Below are 3,825 nucleotides of genomic sequence, written 5' to 3'. Positions count from 1 at the left end.
CATCGCCGCTTCGCAGGACGACGACTGAACGATTCTGACCCGAATCAGAGCCGCGAAATCAGGTAGCGCAGCGCGGACCGGCTCGGCATGAAGAAGTAGCCGCCGCCTTTCGTGGTGACGAATTGCGGCATGTCCCTGAGCACCGTCACCTTTTCCCAGGACGGAATCGAGAACCGGCCGCCGCCGTCGCGCGCGCCGATCGTCGGATCCTTTTCGCCGACAAGGCCTTGGAACAAGCTCGACGAGACCCAGGTCTGCTGAATGAACTCGTATTGGCGTTCGATGTCGGCGTTGAGGCACATGAAGAGAAGCCCCTTCTCGACCTTCCCGCTGCGGTCCTTCTTCTCATAGGTGCGGCCGACGCGCAGGATGCGGTGGCGCTTGCCGATCCTGATCTGCGTCTCGCGATCCTCGCCAAGCGAGTCGCGCGGATTGGAACGGCGTATGTGCGAGCCGAGCGGACAGCGATGCCCCTGCGGGTCCTCGGCGCCGAGCGCGAAGTCGTTGTCGACGCCACGACCCGGGCGGCCATCGGGGTTGCGCACCAGCGAACTGCCGTCCTGCCAGCGGCCGAGCATCTTGGCCGCGACCCAGCGCGGCGTGATGGCGTTGTCGCCGGTCTCGCGCGCAGCTCGCGCGGCGGCATGCTTGCAATAGTCATCGAATAACTCGACATGCTGCTCGAACTGGCGCACGACCAGGAACGAGCCGTTGCGGCCGAAATCGCGCGGCGGCGGGGGCTGACCGGGGATCTGCCGGTTGCGCCGCACCTGAGACAGGATGCCGGTCCGATCCTGTGCTGCCCGGACGGAGGGCGAGGCTGGATAGAACCCATGCTCGTCGCGATAGCCGAACAGGAACTCGCCCGGCGCGACCAGGTGCATCGGCGCGGCACCCTTGCTGGCGCGCGACGTACCCCTGACGATCGGCTGCGAGACGCCGTCGGCAAAGCCGAAATGCTCGTAGGCGCGGGCGCGCTCCGGCTTGCCGTCGTTGCCGGCATGTTGCGTTGTCCCACCGTCCTTCTTTGGCTCGCGGTTCACGACAAGCGGCAATTCGGCAACGATCTTCATCCCCGCGCCTGTCGTCTTTCGCTTCGCGGCCGCAACCTCCCCCTTCAGTACCGCCGGCTCCGCGGCGTAGCAGATGACGACTGCGTCGACCGGCGCCGTGGCCGAACCCCACTGCCATTTGTCAGGCGCATCCGGGCCGGTGTCGTCGAGGATGCGGCTGCGCTCTGGATTGCCCATGCCGTGGCGAAAGGCAGCTGGGAATGTGTCCAGCGGATCGTCGTCGACGCCGCCCTTCAGCCCAAGACGGCGCAAACCGTCGGGACCGAAGGCCACCGTCATGGCGCGTCCGGCCGGCACGCCGTCGCCGAAACTGGTCTTGTCGATGACGAAGTCCAGCCACGCTCTGCGTTGCATGGCCGGCAGTTCTTCCGGCACCCGGATCGCCAGCATATGCGCGTGGCCAAGCGCGCCGAACGGGCCGAAGAAAATGGATTGGATCTCGCCGGCTTCCAGTTCTTCCACGGGCAAAGGCGCCGGTTCACGGCCGACGGTTGCAGCCGGCCTTGCCAGCGGCCGCTGCAGCGAGCCGAACAGGCTCACCCAGTTGCGGGCCTCGCTGCCGGTGGCGGAAGCAATGCCGCGCCGGATCTTCGAGTTGATACGGATGCGCGCGGTGTTGAGATGCGGATAGGCAGAGTACCAGAACAGCGTCGGCACCTGCTGACGCCGCGCCCAGCGCTTGAAGCGGTCCCCGTCGCGCGCGCCGTCGAGGAAGAGCCAACGCGTGCGCGGGTAGCCTTCCGTGTTGCTCCATACGCCGGTCAGGCCCTCTGAGGCCTTGGCGATGAAGTCCTCGAGATAGCTTTCCCAGCTGCCGCCATAGTTGGAGAAGAACATCAGCTTGTCGGTGCCCGGCAGCAGCACCCAGCGGGCGAAGTGAATGGTGTTTATGGTGGCGAGGAACCCCGGCTTGAACACCTTCTGCGCCGATATCGAGATCAGGTAGAAGGAAAGCCTCAGCGCCAGCCGCCGCAAGGTGCCGGCCTTCATCGTCGATATCGCGGTGAGATGGTTTTGCGCGCAGTGGTCCTCATTGGCGAGTATGCTGTCCAGCGCGCCGAGATCGATCGGCGTGTTCTGCGGCCGGTCCTTGTCCTCGAGGCGCCGCAGGCTGAGGAAGCACAAGCCGATGAACAGCAGGGCTATCGCGAGCAGCCCCAGCACCGCCAGCAGAAGCGCGGTGCCGGCAATTGCGACGTTGGTGAAGGTGACACCGTGCGGATTGCCGAACACGAGCACATAGGTCATGCGCCAGCAGGCAAGGATGACGATCGCGACGGTGGCGAGCACGGCCGGCGCAAGCAGTGTCGTCGTCAAGGCCCGCCACCAGCGGCCCGGGGGCCGCTCCAGCAGGCTCTCAGCCGGCTCGAAGGCCCAGCCGAATTGCCCTAGCGACTGGGCATGCCGGCGCGCCTCGGTGAGCACAGCAAGGGCGTTGCCTGTACCCGCGCGCGGCTTTTCGACGATCTCGCGCACGCTGTCGGCGAGCTCTGCCTCGGCAAGGATGCGGCGCACCGAATGGCCAGGCGTTCCGGAAAAAACCAGCCCTGCCGTGCTGCCGAAGGACGGCGAGATCTCGATGTGATGCTTCTTCAGGAAGTCCTGCAGCGAAGCGTCGTCGGGCAGACCGCACACGGCCCTTAAGATCGGCCGCAGCCGGTGGCCTATGGCCTGCGTGATGGCACCGATGACATCGTCGGTGCTGCCGTCGCCGGAGATTTCGAGGACAACTGCGCCCGTCTCGAGGTCCGATTTCTCGTCCCTGCCGGTGGCGGCGACAGCCAGGCTGGCGAAGTGGACCGTGCCGACATTGTCGAGCGCATTGCCCACCTCGTCGATCGCCGGGTTGCCAAGTGCGCCGACCTTGTCGCGCACGGCATCCAGCGGCACCGCACGCCTGATCGGGCAAACCACGGTGACCATCGACTGGTCGACTGTGCGGCAAAGCGGCGAGCGCTCGAAATCGACCTTGAGGCTGGCCGGATAGGCGCCGACATTGACCATCTTGCCGGCTCTGCCGCGCGCGCGGCGGAGCTTGGGCTTGCTGAACAGGGCGCGAACGCATTCGCCGATCTGAATGCGGGCGATCTCGGCCCCGATGCACAGATGAATGCCGTGGCCGAACACCATGTAATCGCGATAAGGCCGCGAGGTGTCGAATTCGTTTGGCCTTTGCACGATTTCCGGATCGAACATGGCGGAAAGCGTCGCCGGCATGACGACCGTTCCGGCCTTCACAAGGCGCTCTCGCCGCGTGCCTTGGCCGATGACCGCGTCACGGGCGGTGTAGCGCCACGGACCGACCCAGATCGGCTTGAAGCGCATGGCTTCCAGGATCGCCCGATCGAGTTTGCCGGTACCGCCCGCTGCAATGGCTGCGTCGACAGCCTGCCTTGCATCTGACCGCGACAGGATGACGTCCAGGCAATTGCCGCCGGCAAGCACATTGGTCGGAACGAAGCCGGCAATCATGCCGAGCATGATCGAATGGATGTCGGGCTGCGATAGGCGCCCTTGATCCATGAGCGCGACGAGGCGCGCCAGCGGCCGTTCGTCCTTCCCTCCCCTGTCCCTGATCGCGGCAATCGAGCGGTCGATGACCTTGATCAGACGATCGCCGCCGACGATCGCGAGCTGACGTGTCGTTGGGCTCGCTGTCGGATCGGAAAAGAACAGCGCGCTGAGCGCGATCGACCAGTCGGCGAATTCGGTTTCATCGTCGATCTCGAGGCCGAAATAGTCGCGACAGATG

The 3,825-nt window shown here is 65.5% G+C and carries 1 protein-coding gene; it reads right to left on the bottom strand.

The genetic code is table 11. From position 1 onward, the window contains the following. Positions 1 to 44: 44 nt before the first annotated feature. On the bottom strand, positions 45 to 3,825 hold a 3,781-nt coding region (locus EOA75_RS30210; protein ID WP_127325861.1), incomplete at its 5' end, for a cytochrome P450.

It is taken from the genome of Mesorhizobium sp. M1A.F.Ca.IN.022.07.1.1 (assembly GCF_003997575.1).
In the GTDB taxonomy this organism is placed as follows: domain Bacteria; phylum Pseudomonadota; class Alphaproteobacteria; order Rhizobiales; family Rhizobiaceae; genus Mesorhizobium.
Note: the sequence above shows the minus strand (reverse complement) of the source record. Positions and strands in the feature narration are given on the sequence as shown.